General features: G+C 66.8%; 14 protein-coding genes. 8 read left to right on the top strand and 6 right to left on the bottom strand.

Translation table 11 applies throughout. From position 1 onward, the window contains the following. Positions 1-114 precede the first annotated feature (114 nt). A complete protein-coding gene (gene rpsO, locus FM113_RS08160) occupies positions 115-384 on the bottom strand; it encodes a 30S ribosomal protein S15 (RefSeq protein WP_087013365.1) in 270 nt (89 codons plus the stop codon). 239 nt (positions 385-623) lie between these two features. Between rpsO and FM113_RS08155 the strand changes: the two genes are divergently transcribed. The 3 genes from FM113_RS08155 (at position 624) to FM113_RS08145 (ending at position 4,009) form a co-directional block, all read left to right on the top strand. Next, the gene (locus tag FM113_RS08155) at positions 624-1,850 is read left to right on the top strand and encodes an ammonium transporter (RefSeq protein WP_087013363.1); all 1,227 of its coding nucleotides are present in this window, start codon (positions 624-626) and stop codon (positions 1,848-1,850) included. A gap of 9 nt (positions 1,851-1,859) precedes the next feature. Beyond that, complete coding sequence (locus FM113_RS08150) at positions 1,860-2,720, top strand: inositol monophosphatase family protein (RefSeq protein WP_087013361.1); 861 nt, start codon at positions 1,860-1,862, stop codon at positions 2,718-2,720. Between the two features lie 89 nt (positions 2,721-2,809). Next, entirely contained in the window at positions 2,810-4,009 is a 1,200-nt protein-coding gene (locus FM113_RS08145) for a PotD/PotF family extracellular solute-binding protein (protein WP_087013358.1), read from the top strand. On the opposite strand, the gene FM113_RS08140 is transcribed toward FM113_RS08145, so the two are convergent. Next, positions 4,006-4,560, bottom strand: coding sequence for a TetR/AcrR family transcriptional regulator (locus FM113_RS08140; protein ID WP_087013356.1), 555 nt, complete (start codon positions 4,558-4,560; stop codon positions 4,006-4,008). The two genes, FM113_RS08145 and FM113_RS08140, sit on opposite strands and share 4 nt — an antisense overlap. 205 nt (positions 4,561-4,765) lie before the next feature. Between FM113_RS08140 and FM113_RS08135 the strand changes: the two genes are divergently transcribed. Continuing rightward, the gene (locus tag FM113_RS08135; RefSeq protein ID WP_087013354.1) at positions 4,766-6,052 is read left to right on the top strand and encodes an ABC transporter permease; all 1,287 of its coding nucleotides are present in this window, start codon (positions 4,766-4,768) and stop codon (positions 6,050-6,052) included. Next, positions 6,052-7,881: an ATP-binding cassette domain-containing protein gene (locus tag FM113_RS08130; RefSeq protein ID WP_087013351.1), complete on the top strand. Its 1,830-nt coding sequence runs from the start codon at positions 6,052-6,054 to the stop codon at positions 7,879-7,881. Before FM113_RS08135 ends, FM113_RS08130 begins: the two co-directional genes overlap by 1 nt. Before the next feature lie 8 nt (positions 7,882-7,889). On the opposite strand, the gene FM113_RS08125 is transcribed toward FM113_RS08130, so the two are convergent. Genes FM113_RS08125 through glp form a run of 3 tightly spaced genes read right to left on the bottom strand, consistent with a single transcriptional unit; the run spans position 7,890 to position 10,125 of the window. Continuing rightward, entirely contained in the window at positions 7,890-8,168 is a 279-nt protein-coding gene (locus tag FM113_RS08125) for a DUF6457 domain-containing protein (protein WP_176387127.1), read from the bottom strand. Continuing rightward, the gene (locus FM113_RS08120; RefSeq protein WP_087013349.1) at positions 8,165-8,839 is read right to left on the bottom strand and encodes a molybdenum cofactor guanylyltransferase; all 675 of its coding nucleotides are present in this window, start codon (positions 8,837-8,839) and stop codon (positions 8,165-8,167) included. Before FM113_RS08120 ends, FM113_RS08125 begins: the two co-directional genes overlap by 4 nt. Then, entirely contained in the window at positions 8,836-10,125 is a 1,290-nt protein-coding gene (gene glp / locus FM113_RS08115; RefSeq protein WP_087013347.1) for a gephyrin-like molybdotransferase Glp, read from the bottom strand. The genes FM113_RS08120 and glp overlap by 4 nt, the downstream gene beginning before the upstream one ends. A 68-nt stretch (positions 10,126-10,193) precedes the next feature. Here glp and fdhD point away from each other — a divergent pair, with 68 nt between their 5' ends. The 3 genes from fdhD to FM113_RS08100 are packed head-to-tail and all read left to right on the top strand — an operon-like array spanning position 10,194 to position 14,141. After that, the gene (gene fdhD / locus FM113_RS08110) at positions 10,194-11,111 is read left to right on the top strand and encodes a formate dehydrogenase accessory sulfurtransferase FdhD (RefSeq protein WP_087013345.1); all 918 of its coding nucleotides are present in this window, start codon (positions 10,194-10,196) and stop codon (positions 11,109-11,111) included. Further along, positions 11,108-13,432, top strand: coding sequence for an FdhF/YdeP family oxidoreductase (locus FM113_RS08105; protein WP_087013343.1), 2,325 nt, complete (start codon positions 11,108-11,110; stop codon positions 13,430-13,432). The genes fdhD and FM113_RS08105 overlap by 4 nt, the downstream gene beginning before the upstream one ends. Before the next feature lie 31 nt (positions 13,433-13,463). Beyond that, positions 13,464-14,141, top strand: a complete 678-nt coding sequence (locus FM113_RS08100) for a helix-turn-helix domain-containing protein (protein WP_087013341.1) — start codon at positions 13,464-13,466, stop codon at positions 14,139-14,141. On the opposite strand, the gene FM113_RS08095 is transcribed toward FM113_RS08100, so the two are convergent. Further along, positions 14,142-15,356: a globin domain-containing protein gene (locus FM113_RS08095; protein WP_369676691.1), complete on the bottom strand. Its 1,215-nt coding sequence runs from the start codon at positions 15,354-15,356 to the stop codon at positions 14,142-14,144. Positions 15,357-15,478 lie beyond the last annotated feature (122 nt).

The following is a 15,478-nucleotide window of genomic DNA, read 5'->3' as shown; positions in this document are numbered from 1 at the left end:
GGCGGGGCGACCTGCGGGGGCCGGCGCGACCGCGGGGGCGCGCGCCGGGAACGCAGAAGCGCCCGCCCCCAGAAGGGGCGGGCGCTTCGCAGTAAGTCAGTAAGCGATCAGCGCTTAGCGACGCAGACCGAGGCGCTCGATGAGCGCACGGTAGCGGTTGATCTCCGTTGCCTGGAGGTAGCCCAGGAGACGGCGGCGCTGGCCAACGAGCAGCAGAAGGCCACGGCGCGAGTGGTGATCGTGCTTGTGGGTCTTGAGGTGCTCGGTCAGATCCTTGATCCGGCGCGAAAGCATCGCAACCTGAACCTCAGGGGAACCGGTGTCACCGGGCTTGGTCGCGTACTCATCGATGATCGCCTTCTTGACGTCTGCTTCGAGTGCCATATAGGGATCCCCTTCCTGTTGCTGCGCGGCGCTATCAGCAGGGTGCTGGAGCTCTCTTTATCCGCGGCCGTTAAACGGCAACCTTCACATACTAGCACCATCGCGGCGTGCGTACCCGTCACGCTCCGGAAACCGAATGGTGACGCCCGGGTAACGCGGGAGTGACGACCCCGAAACAGCGGCCCAGCACACTAAACCCACGACACAACCCCGGGGCAACCCGGAGGAAGGCGGCACCGATGGAACTCCTCACCCCGCACGACGTCTGGGTCCTCACGAGCGCGGCGCTCGTGCTTGTCATGACCCCGGGTCTCGCACTCTTCTACGGCGGGCTCGTCCGCGTCCGCTCGGTCGTCAACATGATGCTGTTCAGCATCAGCGCAATGGGCGTGGTCGGGGTCCTCTGGATCCTCTTCGGCTACGGCATGAGCTACTTCGCTCCGGGCGAGAGCGGCTGGGCCGGCAGCCCGGCAAAAGACTTTGGCCTGATCGAGACGGATCCTGCCAGCTTCATCGGACTCGGGTTTGGCGTGACCTTCGCGATGATCTCAACGGCGCTGATCTCGGGGGCGATCGCCGATCGGGTCGGCCTCGGCTCGTGGGTATTGTTCTCGGGCCTGTGGGCGACGCTCGTGTACTTCCCCGTCGCCGCCTGGGTGTGGGGCGGGGGCTGGATCCAGCAACTGGGCAGCGTGCTCGGCACCCCCGAGGTGATCGACTGGGCCGGAGGCACGGCGGTGCACATCAACGCCGGGGCCGCGGCGCTGGCGCTCGCACTTGTCGCGGGCAAGCGTGTGGGCTTTGCCCCGGGCTCGCACCGTCCCCATAGTCTCCCCCTCGTCACCATTGGCGCGGCGTTGCTGTGGTTCGGTTGGATCGGCTTCAACGCCGGAGCTGCCGAGGACGCTGCGACGGCCGGGCTCATCCTGGTGAACACGCTCGCGGCTCCGGCTGCTGCGATCCTGGGCTGGCTGCTCGTGGACCGCGTGCGGGGACGGAAGCCGAGCGTGGTGGGGGCAACCTCCGGTGCGGTGGCGGGCCTCGTCGCGATTACTCCATCGTGCGCGAATCTGGCACCCATCTGGGCCCTGCTTCTGGGGCTTGCTGCCGGCGCCGTCTGCGCGGTCGCGATCGATCTGAAGTACCGGCTCGGCTTTGACGATTCGCTCGACGTTGTAGGGCTCCACCTTGTTGCCGGCGTCTTCGGCACGCTGTACCTCGGCTTCTTCGCCACCGGCGACGGGCTGTTCATGGGCGGCGACGCTGGGCTGCTCCTTGTGCAGACGATCTCGGTGCTTGGCGTGGCGCTCTACTCGTTTGTGGTGTCGCTCATCATCGCCCTCGCGGTCAAGGCTGTCACGGGACTGCGGGTCCCCGTCCGCGTTGAGGAGGCCGGGATCGACGCCCACGCACACGGCGAAGAGGCCTACGCCTCCGACGCCATACTGGCCCCCGCGTCCCGTTAGGCTCGGAGCATGACGCACACGCAGAGCATCGAGCTGTCCCCTGAGGCCCTGGCCGAGCTTGCCCGGATCGCCGCCGACATTGCGCGCGTGGCCGGGACGAAGATCCAGGAGCTGCGTGCGGAGGGGGTCACGGTCGCGGCAAGCAAGTCCAGCATCACGGACGTGGTGACGGCCGCAGATCGTGCGGCCGAGGAGCTTGTGGTGGCCGCTCTGCGTGCGGCGCGTCCGGACGATGCGATTCTCGGCGAGGAGGGTGCGGGCATCGCGGGCACGAGCGGGATCACCTGGGTGATCGACCCGATCGATGGCACCGTGAACTACCTCTACGACCTCCCGATGTATGCCGTGAGCATCGCGGCGACCGTCGCGGATCCGTCCGCAATGGCGGACGGTCGCCGCGCGGTCGCCGGTGCCGTCTACGCACCGCGGCTGGACGAGCTCTACGAGGCGTGGGAGAGCGGCGGTGCGCGGCTCGACGGGGTGCCGATCCGGACCTCCGGCAAGACCGAACTCGCAACCTCGCTCGTGGCGACGGGTTTTGGCTATACCGTGGAGCGCCGGATCGAGCAGGCCGAGATGGTGTCCCGCCTCGTGCCCCGGGCCCGGGACATCCGCCGCATGGGCTCCGCCGCCTACGATCTGTGTGCGCTCGCAGCGGGCCGGCTCGACGCGTATTTTGAGCGTGGCTTGCAGCCCTGGGATTACGCGGCGGGTGCCCTGATCGCGCGGGAGGCCGGGGCTGCGCTGCTGGGCCGGGACGACGCAACCCCGCCCGGTGAACCGCTCATGTTCGTGGCGGATCCGGCGCTCGTGCACGAGCTGCGCGACGTTGTGCTGGGGCAGGATTCCGACGCACGTCAACGTGAATGACATCACTTCTTACATTTGAGGCCTCGGGTGTGTGAGGATGGAAGCGAGAGCGGCTCCGCAGGAGTAGCCGCGTTTCCTTAGGAGGACCGATGCGTCGGAATTCACCCGATCCCCTGATTCAGGAACTCGTGCAGCGCGCTCGGGCCACACAGTTGAATCGCCGCCAGCTCCTTCGCGGGGCCGGATTCGGAGCTGCGCTCCTGGGTGCCGGATCTCTCGCAGCATGCGCGGGCCCCAGCGGTCCCGGCGACGGCTCCGGCGGCACCGTGCGCTGGGCCAACTGGACGTACTACCTCGACTATGACGAAGACGCAGGTGACTGGCCTTCGCTCAATGAGTTCATGGAGCGCAGCAACATCCGCGTCGAATACTTCGAGGACATCGACGACAACAAGACGTTCATCGCAAAGATCAAGGACCAGCTGAAGCTCGAGCAGGACACCGGCTACGACGTGTTTGTCCCCTCGGACACCACGACTGTGCGGCTCGTTGAGCAGCAGCAGCTGCTCGAGTTCGACCGCACGCTGATGCCGAACGTGGACGCGAACATGATCGACATGGTGCAGCACGCGAGCTTCGATCCGGACCGGATCTGGTCGATCCCCTACCAGGCCGGGATGACGGGCCTGGTCTACAACACACAGCTGTATCCGAAGGGCGTGCGCTCAGTGTCGGATCTGTGGTCGCCGGACCTCGCCGGAAAGGTGAATCTGTTGACGGAGCAGGACGACACCCTCGCCCTCATCATGCTGGAGCAGGGCGTCGACATCGAAAGCAACTGGGGCGACACCGAGTTCGAGGCCGCCCTGGCCGTGGCGCGGGATCAGATCGACAGCGGGCAAGTCCTCACCGTGAAGGGGAACTCCTACACGCAGGATCTTGAGCAGGGCAACGTCTGGGCGGGCATGTGCTGGTCCGGCGATATCGCGATCCTGAACGAGGAGGCCGGCGAGGAGATTTGGAAGTTCGTGGTGCCCGACGCGGGGGCCTCGGTGTTCATCGACTCGTTTTCAATGCCGCTCGCGGCCCAGTCAGTCGAGCAGGTGCACGAACTCATCGACTACTACTACGAGCCGGAGGTCGCCGCGCAAGTCGCCGAGTACGTGCAGTACGTGTGCCCGGTCGCTGGCGCGCAGGAGGCGATGGCGAAAACGAACCCGGAGCTCGCCGAGAACCCGTTAATCTTCCCTGACGAGGAGATGTCGAAGCGAATCTTCGATATGCGCTCGCTCAGCGCCGAAGAAGACAATAGATACACGCAGGCGTACCAGAAGATCCTCGGGAACTAGGCCGGAAAGAGGTAGCTGTCGAGCGTCGGCCCGACGAGTTCCGCGAGCTCGTCGCGGCTGAGCGCTGCGATCGCGGGAACCTGTAGAACGTACCGCGCAACGACAAGCCCCAGGATCTGGGACCCCGCGAGACTGAGGCGTAGATCTGGCGATTCCCCCGGCAATCGAGGCGACACGACCCCCAACACGTCCCGGGTGACAAAGCTGAGAAAGATCCTGCGCGACGGCTCGTGGGTTCCGAGATTCCGTACCAGGCCCAGAAATGCCGGGCCGACCTCGGGATCCTCGAGCGCGCCGAGTACGGCCCGCAGGTACCCGACTCCCCGGGAGGCCCCGGAATCGTGGTGAATGTCCACGAGCAGATCCGGCAGTCCACGTGAACGAAAGCCCTCGGAAATCACCGCGGTGAACAGCGCCTCTTTAGATCCGAAGTAGTAGTGCACGAGCTTCGCGTCAACACCCGCCGCCGCCGCGATCCCGCGCATGGTGCTCGCTTGATAGCCAGACTCGGCGAAGTGAGTCATCGCCGCCCGCAGGATCTGGGTTCGCATACCAACGGCACCCGGCCGACGCCCCCGTTTGGGCCCCCGTGGCCCGCCCGGGTCTTCGTCTCTCGCAACCACGGCACCCTCCTCGCCTACTCAGCTCGACGCGATATGCGGGCTGATGCACTCAAATGTCACCTTGAGTATTTCATCACTTGATGAACGGCAATTACGCTCAAATTCATCAACTGACGAATTGGGAAGGTGGCCCATGCTTGCTGTGATTCGGAAAGAGTTTCGTGAGCTTGCTCGCGACCGCAGAACCCTGGCTCTGCTTGTGGTACTGCCCATGCTGCTCCTCATCATTTTCGGCTACGCCGCGAACTTCAGCGTTGACCGGGTCGCGGTGGTGGTCGGTGGCGAGGGTGGCGCAGCGTTGGCGGAAGAGGTCGAGCTCCGGGATGCCGATCCGGCCAAGATCCACATCATCCGCATCGATTCCACACTGGACGAGGATGCTGCCGTGCGCCTCCTTCGGGATCGGGAAGCCGATGCGGTGATTCTCGGCACCGCCGTGTCGGCCGAGCCGATCACAAATCGCATGCGGGTGTTTGTCGATGGGAGCCGCCTGTTCACCGCGCAAGCGACACAGGCCGCGTTTGTACAACTTGTCGGAGCGGATGCCCGCGAACGCGCACGGGATGCGCAGGCGGATGTCGCCGCGGCACGAGCTGCGGGGGAACGTGCGGAGGGCAATGTCACCCAGTTCCGCGTTGAGCTCACCGAATACGTGGAATCGCTCGTACGTTCCTCGGAAACGGGATCTCCGGCGCCCGCCGAACCCGTTCCGCCCGAGGAAGTCACGTTCCCCGAACTCCCGGAGCTCTCCATCCCCTCCTTCGATCCCGATGAATTCATCACGATGCTGTTCAACCCGGACCTCAAGACCTCCTGGGTGATGGTGCCCGGCCTCACCGGCCTGATTCTCCTGTTTGTGGGGACCATGATCACCAGCATCGGTCTGGTGCGCGAGCGAGAAACCGGAACGCTTGAGCAGCTCGCGGTGATGCCTCTGAGTCCCTCCGCGATCATCTTCGGCAAGGTCACGCCCTATTTTCTCCTCGCGATCCTCAACATGGCGGCGGTGACGGGACTCGGGGTCTGGCTATTCGCGATTCCATTTGCGGGCAGCGTCCTGTGGTTCGCACTCGCGGCCCTAGCCTTCTTGCTCGTGGTGCTCGGAGTGGGGGTTCTGATCTCGTCCGCTTCGCAGAGCACCGGACAGGCGATTCAAATGGCGATCATGTTCGTGGTGCCGCAGGTCCTGCTGTCCGGGCTCATCTTCCCGCTCGAAGCCATGCCCGCGATCATCCGGTCGATCGGCTACGCGCTCCCGCTCACGTGGTTCCGCGAGGTTTCGCAGGGGGTAATGTTGCGAGACGCACAGATCGACAGCCTGTGGCTGCCGATCCTAATTCTTGTGGGCATGGCCGTGGTGGCGTTCGGCGCGGCCACCGTCCGGATGCGACGCATCCTCACCCACGGCGGGGCCCGCTGATGTCCGTGCGCCCCATCACGCTCGACGAGGTGACCGTTCGACTCGGGGGCCGCGCGGTGCTCACAGACGTCTCCGGCTCGTTCGCCCCCGGGACGATTACGGCGGTGATCGGCGGTGACGGCGCCGGAAAGTCCGTGCTCTTGCAGCTCCTCACTGGTCGCCTGCGCCCGAGTCGCGGGAGCATCTCTGGGCTCCCGCGGCACCGTCACGAGCTCGGATATCAGGCCGCCACCGCCGGTGTCTGGCGCGATCTCTCCGTCGCGGAAAATCTCGAGTTTGTCGCCCGTGCCTACGGGATGGATCCACAGCTCACACGATCGCGAACGGCGGAGCTGTTGGACCGGGCTGGGCTGACATCTGCGCGGCGACGCCGTGCCGGCCAGCTGTCTGGCGGGATGCGGCAGAAACTCGGCGTGATCCTCGCGACGCTGCACCAGCCGTCCCTGGTCATCCTTGACGAGCCGAGCACCGGGGTCGACCCCGTCAGCCGGTCGGAGCTGTGGACCCTCATCACGAGGATTGCCGCGGAGGGAGCGACGGTTGTCTGTGCGACGACCTATCTCGACGAAGCGGAGCGCGCCACAAACCTCATCCTGTTGGGCGAGGGCCACGTGCTCGCCACGGGGCCCCTTCACGAGGTGGTCCGTGACACACCAGGAGCCATGTGGGAGGCACCGGCGTCGAGTAAGGGTGCCGATCTCGCGCCCGAGTCGCCGCGATCATGGCGGCGCGCGGACACTGTGTACCGGTGGAGCCCACACCGAGAGACCCCGGCCCCGGCAGGGTTTTCTCCCACGCAGATCGATCTCGAAAACTCCAGCATTGCATTGCTCCTCGCCGCGGAAGAACGCAGGAAGGTGCCCGTCGCGCCACAGAGCTCCGTCGCGCAGGAGCGCAGCCGAACCCGTACCACGCGCGTGGAGACACCCGTGGTCGAGGCCGCCCACGTGGGGCGCACATTCGGCGACTTCGCCGCCCTTTCCGAGGTCTCAGTAGAGGTGCGTCCCGGGGAGATCGTGGGGTTGCTGGGCGGGAATGGTGCCGGTAAGACCACGCTGATGCGGATCTTGCTCGGTATCGACGCACCCACAACGGGCAAGGCCGAGCTGTTCGGGGCTCCGCCCACACTGGCCTCGCGGCGCCGACTCGGATATGTCTCGCAGGGGCTAGGACTCTATTCGGGGCTCTCCGCACAGGAGAATCTGAGATTCTCCGCTGCGGTCCACGGTGTCCCGATCTCGGATCGCGCCGCAGAGTTCGCGCGAGGGGTCGGGCCGGGCGCTGTATCGGGGCTTCCGCTCGGGACTCAGCGCACGCTCGCGTACTGGGCCGCAGCGCTCCATACCCCTGAACTTCTTGTGCTCGACGAACCGACCTCGGGAATGGACCCCTTGACGCGGAGCCGCCTCTGGCGCGAACTCCACACTGCCGCGGCTCAGGGGGCCGGGGTGCTGGTCACCACGCACTACATGCAAGAGGCGGCCCAGTGCGATCGGCTCGTTGTCCTCACGGAGGGACGCGTCACAGCTGCCGGCACCGTGTCCAGTGTCACCGCGGCACACCACTCGGTCTCCGTCACCTGTGAGGACTGGCAGCGCACGTTCACGACCTTGCGCGCCGCAGGCCTCCCGGCGCTCCTGCACGGTCGTGCGATCCGCGTGCCGGGTGCCACCGTGCCGGTCGTCGCCGAGGCGCTGGCCGATGTTCCCGGGACACGGGAGTTGAGGGACACGTCGGCCACGCTCGAAGAAACAATGCTCCTCACCGCGCTGGCAATGAACGACTCCCCGAGCGGGCTCCGCGACAGCCTCGGAGTAGCGTCAGAGTAGGCCCGCGGCTACTCGCGCTCGGCCGACCAGCGGGCGGCGCGTTCGGTGAGCCGCGCTGTGAGGGTGGCAAACGCTGTCGGATCGTCTGCCGCCCGGCCCACCGCGATGCCAAGCAGAAACGTGGTGAGGGGTGCCGCGGGCCGCGCGACATCGTGTGCCACGTCGCGCGCGAGATCGAGCAGCGCGCCGATCGAGATCTCGCTCGCATCAAGGCCCAGCTCGTCAGCCGCCGCGATCAGCCAAGCGTCGAGAGCCTCGGGCGGGAGGTGTTTCGGGGAGGTGCTCATGGCGTGTCCTTTCCGGGGTTCGCCGCGCGGGCGCGGGCCAGGTCTGCGGGGGTGTCGATGTCGGCGATGAGTGCGGCAGATGCGGGCACGGCGCGGATCGAGAGCCCGTCACACGCGGCGCGTAACGGGCGGTTCGCAACCTCGCCAACCGCGGCGACTCCCGCGCGCAGCGGCGCGATTCGGTACCGTCCCGCCAGCCACTGCGCCCGCCCGTCTGGATCGTGCAGGATCACCGCGTCCACGGGAGTGCCGTCCGCGGCGCAGAGCGGCTCCCGTGCGAGCGCCGAGACAACGGCTTCCGGGTGTTCAAGGTCGCAGGACAGTAAGAAGACTGTGTCGTTGGGAACAATCTCGGGACCCACGTGCAGCACGTCGAGCCCCGCGGCGAGCGCTGCAAGCGGCCCGCCGAACGGTGGATCTTCTCGGGCGGGGATGCATCCCGATGGCACCGCGTGGTCCGGACCCACGACCACGATGTGTGTCACGCCGCGCGGTCGCACGGCCGCCACCACTCGATCGATGAGTCGGGTCCCGCCGAGCCGCAACTCGGCCTTGTCGATTCCACCGAGCCGCGAACCGCGGCCACCGGCAAACAGGATCGCGGCTGGCACGGAGGTGATGGGTTCGGTACCGGCGGGTCCGGTGCCGATGGGCTCAGGTGCCGGAATCATGCGTCAACCAGGATGACGTCGACCTGCTCACCCACGGCAACGTCCCCGCGTTCCGCAGCGACGAGCGCGTACCCGTCAGCACTGCCGTGGCCGCCGACGGCGTGCGAGACCCCGCCGGGATCTACCGCTGGGCGGCACCTCAGAACGCCGTCCGCGACAGTGATTCGCACCGGGAGCACTTGGAGCCGCTCGGAGGCTCCGCGCCACCCGACCTCCGCCGTGGCGGCGAGCCGCGGTCGTTGCGTATCGCGCCGACCCTGAGCGTGCCGGAGCGCGGGGAGCACAAACAGTTCGCAACTCACTGCGGCGCTCACGGGGTTGCCCGGGAGCGCGAAGATCCACGCACCGCCCCGCAATGACCCCGCACACTGTGGTTGCCCGGGGCGCACAGTGACGCGCACCGCGCGCACGCCAGGCTCGGCTTCGAGGGCGATACGGACGATGTCGTGGCGGCCGGGCCCCACGCCACCGGTGGTGATGATGACATCGACAGTCGGAGCGAGCTCGGCGAGCCGCGCTCCGAACGCGTCCGCGTCATCGGCGTTCACCGTGACGGTCTCGGGCACGATGCCGTGTTCCGCCAGCAGGCTCGCGATCAGCACCGAGTTGGACTCGGGAATCTGGCCTCGGCTGAGAGTCTCCCCTGGGCCGCGCAGCTCCGATCCGGTCGCGATCACAGCAATCCGCGGCCGGGGCCGCACACGCACAGATGAGACCCCAGCTGCGGCGAGCGCGGCGATGCGACGGGCCCCCAAATGATCGCCGGATCGCGCGAGAATACTTCCCGCCGAAACATCCTCGCCGCGGCGACGCACGTGCGCACCCGGCACCGGTGCGCGGAGGATCGCCACCGATGACTCGGCCCACTGTTCGCCCGGGTGTTCGCCGCGGGTGTGTTCGACAGGAACGACGGTATCGGCCGCGCTCGGGAGCGGGGCCCCGGTCATAATTCGCACGGCGGTACCCGTGGGGAGTTCGGGGTCGGCTGGGCTGCCCGCGGGCACTTCGCCGACGATCCGCAACGACACGGGTGTGTCGGGGGTCGCCGTGGCGAGATTCGATGCGCGCACGGCATAGCCGTCCATCGCAGAGTTGTCCCAGAGCGGCAGCGCGTGCGGCGCGGTGACATCCTCGGCGAGCGTGAGTCCGTGCGCCTCGCGCAGTGAGACCGAGATCGGGGCGAGCAGCGGGATCCGGCGCAAAATCCAGGCGAGGTGTGTCTCGGGAGTGACGGGCCCGAGTCCCGGAGCTTTGGCGCGTGCGCGCTCCCCCACAGTGTCCGTCATCGCGACTCCGCTCCGCGCACTCCGTGCGCTTCCTTGCCCTCGAACTGATTCGATGCTATCCAAGAAGCATGTCTCGTATCGCCGCACGACGTCGTGTCACTAGAGTCACCGCGGGGGTCCGCACGTCGCAGCGTGCAGATTTCCTCTCGGTGGAGGAGCCACTTGAAATCCGGGTGCTCGGGAAGTCGCTTGCGGTCACGATGCGATCCCCCGGGCATGACGTGGAGCTCGCCGCGGGCTTCCTTGTGTCTGAGGGGGTGATCCACGACGCGGATCACTTCAGTACCGCGCGCTACTGCGCGGGGGCAACCTCGGACGAGGGCAACACCTACAACGTGCTCGATGTGACGCTCGCCCCCGGCGTGGCACCACCCGATCCAAGCCTCGCCCGGAATTTCACCACGACAAGCGCGTGCGGACTGTGCGGCAAGGCAAGTATCGAGGCGGTGCATACGCAGACCCAGTTCGACGTGTCAGATGACCCGCTCGTGATCGACGCGAGCGCAATCATCGAGTTTCCGGACAAGCTGCGCGCCGAGCAGGCCGTGTTCGAGCGCACGGGTGGGCTGCACGCTGCCGCGCTATTCGACGGCAATACCGGCGAGATGCTCGTACTGCGCGAAGACGTGGGCCGGCACAACGCGGTAGACAAGGTTGTCGGCTGGGCGCTCATGCGCGGACTTCTGCCCGCCCGGTCATGCGTCCTCATGGTCTCGGGCCGCGCAAGTTTCGAGTTGACGCAGAAGGCGCTCATGGCGGGAATCCCGATGCTCACCGCGGTCTCGGCCCCGTCCTCGCTCGCGGCCGATCTTGCGGAGGAATCCGGGATCACCCTCGTGGGTTTCCTCCGCGGCGACTCGATGGTCGTGTACACTCGCCCGGATCGCATCACCAATCTCGGCAGCGTCGACGAGACGGACGCTATGGCGTCTTCCGGCACCGGCGCACTGCCTGTTTCCTCCCTTGAGAAAGTAGCCCTGCCATGACGCCCGAAGCACCGATTGAGGATTTCTCCGACGCCGACATCGAGGTGACCGAGCCGAAGGACTACGCGGCCGGCATGGGCGGTGTGCTGCACTCGATGATGCCCTCGCTCGCGACACTCGGCGTCGCGCGGTCAGCGAAGCTCCTCACCAAGATCAATCAGAAGGACGGCTTCGACTGCATGAGCTGCGCGTGGCCCGACCCGGGACACCGCAAGATCGCGGAGTTCTGCGAAAACGGGAGCAAGGCCGTCACCTGGGAGGCCACCCCGGTCACGGTGCCGCGCGAGTTCTGGCAGGAGCACTCCCTGACCTCGCTTGAGGACAAGACCGAGTACTGGTTGGGGATGCAGGGCCGCATCACGGAACCCGTGTACCGCCCGAAGGGCAGCGACAACTACGAGCCGATCACCTGGGATCGAGCGTACGGGATTGTCGCGGATCACCTGAACGCGCTGGATTCCGCGAACGAGGCGGCCTTTTACACGAGCGGGCGCGCCTCGAACGAGGCAGCGTTCCTGTATCAACTCTTTGCACGCATGCTCGGCACGAACAACCTGCCCGACTGTTCCAACATGTGCCACGAGTCCACGGGGACCGCGATGCAGTACACCGTGGGCATCGGGAAGTCGACGATCGCGTATGACGACTTCGAGAAGTCCGATCTCATCATCATCATGGGCCAGAACCCCGGCACCAACCATCCGCGCATGCTCACCGCACTGCAGGAAGCGAAAGAGAACGGCGCGAAGATTGTCGCCGTGAACCCGCTCCCGGAAGCTGGGTTGAAGGGCTACAAAGATCCGCAGCGGGTGCGCGGATACCTCGGCAAGGCCACCGAGATCGCCGATCAGTTCATGAAGATTCGGCTCGGCGGCGATATGGCGCTGCTCCAGGCAATCTCGAAGCGCGTGCTCGAGGCCGAACAGCGCGCCCCCGGGACGGTGCTGGATCAGGAATTCATCGCGCAGCACACCGACGGCTTCGAGGCATTTGCCGCGCACATCGCCACAGTCGACGACCGCGAGGTGGAGCAGGCAACCGGGCTCACCACGGCCGAGATCGACGAGCTCGCGGACCGTTACCTGAGCGCGGACCGCGTCATCATCGCCTGGGCGATGGGCATCACGCAGCACAGGCGTGCCGTCGACACGATCAAGGAGATCATGAATCTCCTGTTCCTGCGCGGCAACATCGGTAAGCCCGGCGCGGGTGCCTCGCCGATCCGCGGGCACTCGAATGTGCAGGGCGATCGCACGATGGGTGTCTGGGAGAAGATGCCCGATTCGTTCCTCGACGCGCTCGGCACAGAGTTCGGTTTCGAGCCGCCGCGGGATCACGGCCTCGACTCGGTCGACGGGATCCGCGCGCTCGATCAGGGCAAGGTGAAGGTCTGGATGGGTCTCGGGGGCAACCTCCTCGGCGCGATCTCGGACACGAATCTCGCCGAGTCGGCGATGCGGAAGACCCGCCTCAGCGTGCAGCTTTCCACAAAGCTCAACCGCTCGCACGTGATTACGGGTGAAGAGGCGCTGATTCTGCCCGTGCTCGGTCGCACCGAGGTTGACATGCAGCGCTCCGGTCCGCAGTACATCACCGTCGAGGATTCCGTGTGCGCGGTGCACGGCTCACACGGTCAGATCGACCCGATCTCCCCCGAGGTCCGCTCCGAAACCGCAATCGTCGCGGGGATCGCGCAGGCGACGCTCGGCGAGCGGTACAACGTCGATTGGCAGGGCATGATCGACAACTACGACGTGATCCGCGATCACATCTCGCGGGTGGTTCCGGGCTGTGAGCACTACAACGAGAAGACCCGCCGCCGCGAGGGCTTCGTGCTGCCGAACGGCCCGCGGGACGAGCGCCGCTTCGACACGGACACCGGCAAGGCTCGGATCACCGTCAACGAGTTGGAGCCTGTCGAGTGCCCGCCCGGGCGGCTGTTGCTGCAGACGCTGCGCTCGCATGACCAGTTCAATACGACGATCTACAGCCTCAACGACCGCTACCGCGGGATCAAGAAGGGCCGTTCGGTGATCTTCGTGCATCCGGATGATCTGGCGGATCTCGGCCTCGAGGACGGGCAAACTGTCGATATCTTCAGCGAGTGGAAGGACGAGCCGGATCGCGTGCTGCGCGGGTTCCGCACGGTCGCCTACCCCACGGCCCGCGGTTGCGCGGCGGCGTACTTCCCCGAGGCGAACGTGCTGGTGCCGCTCGATAGCACGGCGCTGGAGAGCAACACCCCGGTATCGAAGGCCGTGGTGATCCGCATGGAGCCGTCGAACACTCCGGTGGGGGTCGGCCGGCCCGTCGTCGTGTAACTGCCAGCTCAGCCCCGGCTAGGCTGGCTGTATGCCGCGCCGCGTGGAGGACTTCCGGGGGCTCACCCGTGTGAGCCGGCTCCGGCTGCTCCACGCGGTGCACCGCGGACCGGGTCGACGCTTGCCGGAGCTCGCTACCGAGGTCAGGCTGCACCTGAACACGGCTCGGGAGCACCTCGCGGTGCTCGAGCGCGAGGGGTTAGTCCAGAGTTTTACTCTGACAACGGGAGGCCGGGGGCGGCCACCGGTTGTGTTCCACCCGGTCGAGGACACCGAGGAGAATCCCGCCGCGCGCCGCCGCGTCGACGGAGCGCTCAAGCGGGGCGAGATCCTGCGTCGCCTCTCCCCCGACCTCGACCGCACCGCGGAGCTCGGCACCGCGGCCGTGCAGCAGATCGACGCGCTCACCGAGCACCTCGACGACATCGGCCTCGAGCCGCGCCCGGATGAGTCCCAGCTCCGCATCGACCTGGCACCGTGCCGCTACGCCTTCGCGATCGAGACGGATCGCGCGCTTGTGTGCTCGGTGCACATTCAGCTCCTGAAGCAGCAGCTGCGCCAGGTACCCGGGCCCGTGCGCTTGCAGAGCGTGCGGCCCTTTGTGACCCCGACACAGTGCACCGTCACCCTCCGCGTCCTCGAAGCGGAGGCAGAGGGCAACAGTGCGGAGGGCGACGGTGCGGAGGGTGACGGTTCGGAGGGCGGCTAGTCAGGCCGGATTCTGCGCCCACATGTCGGGGCCGAAGACCTCGTAGTGGATGTTGCCCGCCGCAATGCCCTGCCCCATGAGCTCGCGCCGCGCGGACTGCATGAACGGCAGCGGTCCGCACATAAACACCTGCGCGTCGGTGGGTATCTCGACCCCGGTGAAATCCATGAAGCCGCTGCGAGCGGGTACCAGCGTTGGCGCGGCCGCCGCGTGTTCCTCGTACCAGTTCTGTCCCCGAGCGTCAGGCATGGCGAGCACCTGCTCCCGCAGCTCCGTGTAGAGCGGGTGCTGGGCGTGGGAGCGATCGGCGTGGAACAGTCGCACGGTCCGATCAGGCTGGTTCTGCGATACGTCCGCCATGATCGCCGCGACCGGCGTAATCCCGATTCCCGCGGAGACGAGCACGAGCGGGGCTGCTGTGTTGTCGAGGACAACGTCTCCTGCCGGCTGCGAGACCTCAAGCACGGTGCCCGGCTGCGCGTACTCGTGGAGCCAGCCCGAGACGACGCCGTCCGGCGTGCCGTCTGCACCGCGCACCCGCTTGATCGTGACCCGCAGCGCGTCCGCACCCGGGCCGTTCGAGACCGTGTACTGGCGGGGCTGGCGCTGCCCGCTCGGGAGGTCCACCGCAATTGCAATGTACTGGCCTGTACGCACCTCCGGCAGTTCGCCCGCGACAGGGGTCAGGAGCAGCGAGAACACCTCTGCGGAGTGCTCCTGCCGCGCCGTGACCCGGTACTCACGCCAAGGCTGCTCGGGGTCGGTGCCGCCCAGCGCGTACAGCCTGGCCTCCTCAGCGATCAGCTGGGTCGCAAACAGCCAATAGACCTCGTCCCAGGCTGCCGCCACTTCCGGGGTCACCGCGTCACCGAGCACCGTGCCGATCGCGGCCATCAGGTGGCGGCCCACGATCGTGTACTCGGGAGCGCGAATGCCGAGCGAGACGTGCTTGTGCGCGATGCGCTGCAACACCGGGGTGAAGTCGGGAGCGTCCGGGTCGATGAGTTGCACCGCGAAGGCTACAACGGATGCGGCGAGGGCTTTGGGCTGTTCTCCGATCGCTTGGTTGGCGGCGTTGAACACGTTCCGCAGTTCCGGGTGGGCGGCAAACATTGCCGGGTAGAACGTGGCGGTGATCTCGTCGGCGTGCGCTGCGACAACCGCCGCGGTGGCCGCAACCGTGGCCTCGGACTGGGGGGACAACTGCATCGACATACTGCCTCCTGAGTGGTGGTGTTCTCAGTGCTGATCCTCCCGCGCGGGGTCGGATCGCTGCCCGGTCTTTCACCGTGTTTATTCGAGGGAGCGGTGTGTAGATCGAAAACACCGCAGGGACC

The sequence above is a fragment of the Leucobacter sp. 7(1) genome, from assembly GCF_900163635.1.
In the GTDB taxonomy this organism is placed as follows: Bacteria; Actinomycetota; Actinomycetes; order Actinomycetales; family Microbacteriaceae; genus Leucobacter.
This window is presented reverse-complemented; position numbering and strand designations above follow the sequence as displayed.

Bases quoted from the DNA above. Each gene is read 5' to 3' on its own strand.
- rpsO (WP_087013365.1), bottom strand. From the start codon at position 384: ATGGCACTCGAAGCAGACGTCAAGAAGGCGATCATCGATGAGTACGCG.
- FM113_RS08155 (WP_087013363.1), top strand. From the start codon at position 624: ATGGAACTCCTCACCCCGCACGACGTCTGGGTCCTCACGAGCGCGGCG.
- FM113_RS08150 (WP_087013361.1), top strand. From the start codon at position 1,860: ATGACGCACACGCAGAGCATCGAGCTGTCCCCTGAGGCCCTGGCCGAG.
- FM113_RS08145 (WP_087013358.1), top strand. From the start codon at position 2,810: ATGCGTCGGAATTCACCCGATCCCCTGATTCAGGAACTCGTGCAGCGC.
- FM113_RS08140 (WP_087013356.1), bottom strand. From the start codon at position 4,560: ATGCGAACCCAGATCCTGCGGGCGGCGATGACTCACTTCGCCGAGTCT.
- FM113_RS08135 (WP_087013354.1), top strand. From the start codon at position 4,766: ATGCTTGCTGTGATTCGGAAAGAGTTTCGTGAGCTTGCTCGCGACCGC.
- FM113_RS08130 (WP_087013351.1), top strand. From the start codon at position 6,052: ATGTCCGTGCGCCCCATCACGCTCGACGAGGTGACCGTTCGACTCGGG.
- FM113_RS08125 (WP_176387127.1), bottom strand. From the start codon at position 8,168: ATGAGCACCTCCCCGAAACACCTCCCGCCCGAGGCTCTCGACGCTTGG.
- FM113_RS08120 (WP_087013349.1), bottom strand. From the start codon at position 8,839: ATGATTCCGGCACCTGAGCCCATCGGCACCGGACCCGCCGGTACCGAA.
- glp (WP_087013347.1), bottom strand. From the start codon at position 10,125: ATGACGGACACTGTGGGGGAGCGCGCACGCGCCAAAGCTCCGGGACTC.
- fdhD (WP_087013345.1), top strand. From the start codon at position 10,194: ATGTCTCGTATCGCCGCACGACGTCGTGTCACTAGAGTCACCGCGGGG.
- FM113_RS08105 (WP_087013343.1), top strand. From the start codon at position 11,108: ATGACGCCCGAAGCACCGATTGAGGATTTCTCCGACGCCGACATCGAG.
- FM113_RS08100 (WP_087013341.1), top strand. From the start codon at position 13,464: ATGCCGCGCCGCGTGGAGGACTTCCGGGGGCTCACCCGTGTGAGCCGG.
- FM113_RS08095 (WP_369676691.1), bottom strand. From the start codon at position 15,356: ATGTCGATGCAGTTGTCCCCCCAGTCCGAGGCCACGGTTGCGGCCACC.